The organism is Butyricimonas sp. Marseille-P2440, from assembly GCF_900091675.1.
GTDB classification, from domain to species: domain Bacteria; phylum Bacteroidota; class Bacteroidia; order Bacteroidales; family Marinifilaceae; genus Butyricimonas; species Butyricimonas synergistica.
The window spans coordinates 1-3,734 of record NZ_LT594601.1 but is presented as its reverse complement, the minus strand read 5'-3'; the positions used below and the strand labels follow the sequence as shown (position 1 = coordinate 3,734).

The window sequence follows — 3,734 nt, the reverse complement described above, 5'->3', positions numbered from 1 at the left end:
GTAACGTTGACGCGGGTAGCCGCTGGAAGTACAACGGCAAGGAAGATCAGGTGACGGGAGGTTTGGGTTGGTTGGATTACGGTGCGAGGATGTACGATTGGGAGTTGGGAAGGTGGTTCGGTATGGATCCAAAGACTGAAAATGATATTTCCACGAGTGGTTATGTCTATTGCAAAGGGAATCCCGTGTTATTTATTGACCCGGATGGACAAATGATCGACTGGTATCGAAGTTGGGACAAGAGCGCGTATATATGGAAGGATAGTCAATCCCCTTATTTGAAAATAGGAGGAGAAACCTATTTCAATGTTGGTAGTACTTTTTCCATGTCTTATGGAAACGAGTATTATAATTATTTTCAAAATGCACTAGTATCGACTTCTAACGTTGCTTTAGATGCGCGGGTAACAATTTTCAATAATGATTTTTTGCTTGGAGGATTATTGAGTAATCGTAGTCCATTAAGTAGGAAATACCAGCAAATATTATTTAATACCAGCATTCATAATGCCCAAAAAGATTTTTTGGAGCATCCCGTGACTCAAGTTACAATTAACTCTTTGCTTTTTGTGGCAACGGGTGGAATTGAAGGGATCGCTGCTATTGGAGGTTTGGGAAAAAATATATTGAACAAGGTCGTATGTCAATGTACAACCTCTGATGGTTTTTTATTTGGGGGAATAACAATGAAAACTCCTTTTAACATTCCGGTTCAAAGATTTGGTCAAATGAGAACATTAACACCAGATTTTTGGGGAATGAGAATTGGTCCTAATTCTTTCGCAAACAGGACTTTTGCGGCAATTAAACCAGAATGGAATAATTTGACTCAATACACGACAGGAATTATTCCAAAAGGAACTTCTGTTCGTTGGGGCATCATTGGTCCTCAAGGTTTAAAATATCCTGGAGGTTCATTACAATTTATTTTAGACTCAAGAAACGTGATAAATCAAACTTCAAAATTAATAACAAGATGACTTTATTTGAAACACCATGGGATTTTGATTACAAAAAAATATTCAATGATAGGATTATTGAATATTCAGACGTACAAGAAATTGTTCAAGGTGGTCCAGAAATTGGTAAATTTTCAATTGACAATAAAACATTCAAGGAAAAATTATTTGGAGGACCGTGCTTGAATCACGGGGAGTTTATATATTTACCGATTTATGTGAGAAAATTTCTAAACAGAGGATTTCAATTATGCAGGATAAATTTGTCTTCTCGAGAATTGGATATTCTAACACCATTTGAAAATTTGATCTATTTAGATAGAATAGAAGATAACAAAATATATTATTATATAGATTTAGAAAAAACTAAGTTGAAAATTTATACACTACCAGGAAAGTCTTGAGTGTATAACCCTAGAAAAAGTTTACCATTTACAGGTCATGTAGGTGTTTTATTAATAGATAAAAAAGGAACTACTAAATACTATGAATATGGTAGATACGATCTGAATCAACATGGAGTAGTTCGGCATTATGCTGTACCTAATGTCGTTATGGATAAAAATGGTAGACCAACTGCAGAATCTTTGAATAGAGCAATAAAATTTATATCTAGCCAAAGTGGTCGAAAAAACGGGAAGGTATATGATGTGATGGGAGTTTATTTTAGAAGTGACGAGTTTAAAGAAATGAATTCTTTTGCAAACTTAACATGGAAGAAGAGTCTTAATGGAGAAACAAAAGAATACTCGTTATTAAATAATAATTGTGGAGATTTTACCACAAATGTTTTGAAACAAGATAAACAAATATTAGAAAAATCGCCTTGGTTTCAATATGCAGCTCCTTACAATTTGATTGAACAATACTGGGGAATAGGAGACTATAATTTTATTTATAATTATAATGTAGGAATTTCAATAAATTTTGAAGATGAAACAGTTAAATATAATGAGAATAGTAAAGAAACAAGTAGCAAACAAAGTTGGTGGCAAAGATTTTGGTATGGTAAAATTTTTAGGTGGAGTGTATTTATATATTAGTTCATCTATGATCAAAGTAGTAATACCTGAACGAGTTTCTGGAGTTCCCGAAACAGCATGTTGGCATGGTGGTCCGGATGGTGGAGTATGGATAAATGTTGATACAACAAATATAATAAATCAATTCAATATTCAATGTTATTTTGATAGTACGGGAGAGCTTTGGGAAAAAGGTACGTTTGTTTTAGATTCGTTAAGTGAAGCTTGTGTTTTTTCTGGGCAAGATTTACAGGAACATATTAGTTGTTATAATGGGTATGTTTTTTCATTTTCTAGAGAAATGTATCGTGAACATCCTAAAGTTATATTGAGAAAATTGAAAGATTGATTTTTTGTGTGAAGTGTATTACCTTGAAAAAAGTTTACTTGTACCCGTGACTTTAGGTTGTCTATCGAAAGTTTGAAATATCGAGGAGGAAAAAACAGAAACCTCCTCGATTTTTAGTATGCTCGGCATGAGTATTAGCTAACGGGTGCAAGTCCCCAATGAGCCCTAATAGCGGGAATCATACAGCCAATAGCAAGGGTGTCCATTGCGAGGTGGAATCTGAAGGAATCTGGCGGTAAACATCTGGTCTGACTAACAGAAACTTCATATAAGGCATATAACCGTGGGTAAGGTTGCTAAACAAATCAATGCCCTATAACTATTCGGAACGGTTGGTGTAAATGAAGCAGATATAAGGTGGAAAGTTAATACGCTTATCTTTCTATGTGATGAGAGGGCGATGTTTCCTGACTGTTCACTCCCAATCCAAAATGAAGATGAAAGCAAAACTCAAAGAGTTGACAAGTCGTAGTAATGGGTGGGGGTATGAGATTAGGAAACAGAAACTCAAGAATTACATAAGAGAATGGATGGAATATTATCACCTTGCACAGATAAAGCGTCTTTGTGTTGAAACAGACGAATGGTTAAGGCGACGGATACGCATGTGTATTTGGAAATCATGGAAGAAAGTCAAGACCAGAGTTGCGAACCTAAAGAAATGCGGTGCTCTTGACTGGCAGGCATATCAGTGGGGATTATTTTTTGAGATAATTTTCGACGATAAAAATATCAATGTTTGGATAGCTATTAGCGATGTTATTAATGATTGTTTTTACATTTTTCCAATCAAGTCCGCCTAGTCCAGCTCCTATTTTTGGCATAGCAATTTTAGATATATTGTTTTTTGAGGCAAATAGAAGCATTTGGTGAAAAGATTTCTCAATCGCTTCTAGCGTTGCTTTTGTTTTCCAAGTTGCTTGAGTCCCTAAGTTAAATACGTAAGATGTGTTATTGTAGTTGAATGGAAATATATCTCCTGGTTTAAATAGACCATCTTTGCATAGTTGTTTGTATATTGCGTACATATTGGGGAATTTTTCTTTAAATTGCAGAGCAATACCCTTGCCCATGGCTCCTGAACAATTACAGCCATGAGCATAATTGTGAACATTATCAATTTCAAAAATATCTCCGTATTCTATATATGTAATCATAATGAAAAAATTATTTTAGACAAATGTAATAGTATCTTTTATTTTTTAAAAGGGATTAATAAAAAATCTGTGTTTAATAAATTGTATTATACGAAAAAAGTTTATTAAAGCAAAATAGATTTCATTACCAGCGTAACGGGAATGCCTGGAGTGCCCTTTCCGGTAATAACGCTTTTAACGAGAGCGGATTGACCTATGACAAGAACGGCAATATTTTGACCCTTACCCGGACTGGTTCAGTGTCCGC

Annotated in this window: 5 protein-coding genes and 1 pseudogene; 5 read left to right on the top strand and 1 reads right to left on the bottom strand. The window is 34.7% G+C overall.

Going from position 1 to position 3,734, the window contains the following annotated elements; genetic code table 11:
* The 5 genes and pseudogenes from BN8899_RS00025 to BN8899_RS20295 all read left to right on the top strand — a co-directional run.
* Window positions 1–980: RHS repeat-associated core domain-containing protein (locus tag BN8899_RS00025; protein ID WP_304456958.1), on the top strand; the 980-nt coding region annotated here is incomplete at its 5' end.
* The gene (locus BN8899_RS00020; RefSeq protein WP_065217802.1) at window positions 977–1,363 is read left to right on the top strand and encodes a hypothetical protein; all 387 of its coding nucleotides are present in this window, start codon (window positions 977–979) and stop codon (window positions 1,361–1,363) included. The genes BN8899_RS00025 and BN8899_RS00020, both read left to right, overlap by 4 nt.
* Entirely contained in the window at window positions 1,364–2,002 is a 639-nt protein-coding gene (locus BN8899_RS00015) for a hypothetical protein (protein ID WP_065217801.1), read from the top strand. It abuts the gene before it with no gap.
* Window positions 1,911–2,330, top strand: coding sequence for a hypothetical protein (locus BN8899_RS00010; protein WP_222860549.1), 420 nt, complete (start codon window positions 1,911–1,913; stop codon window positions 2,328–2,330). Before BN8899_RS00015 ends, BN8899_RS00010 begins: the two co-directional genes overlap by 92 nt.
* A gap of 371 nt (window positions 2,331–2,701) precedes the next feature.
* A pseudogene (locus BN8899_RS20295) lies at window positions 2,702–3,028 on the top strand (group II intron maturase-specific domain-containing protein); the annotation flags it as partial.
* On the opposite strand, the gene BN8899_RS00005 reads toward BN8899_RS20295, so the two are convergent.
* Complete coding sequence (locus BN8899_RS00005) at window positions 3,029–3,487, bottom strand: macro domain-containing protein (protein ID WP_065217799.1); 459 nt, start codon at window positions 3,485–3,487, stop codon at window positions 3,029–3,031.
* Window positions 3,488–3,734 lie beyond the last annotated feature (247 nt).

What these genes read in the sequence shown, in the direction of transcription:
- BN8899_RS00020 (WP_065217802.1), top strand. Translation starts at nt 977, where the DNA reads ATGACTTTATTTGAAACACCATGGGATTTTGATTACAAAAAAATATTC.
- BN8899_RS00010 (WP_222860549.1), top strand. Translation starts at nt 1,911, where the DNA reads ATGAGAATAGTAAAGAAACAAGTAGCAAACAAAGTTGGTGGCAAAGAT.
- BN8899_RS00005 (WP_065217799.1), bottom strand. Translation starts at nt 3,487, where the DNA reads ATGATTACATATATAGAATACGGAGATATTTTTGAAATTGATAATGTT.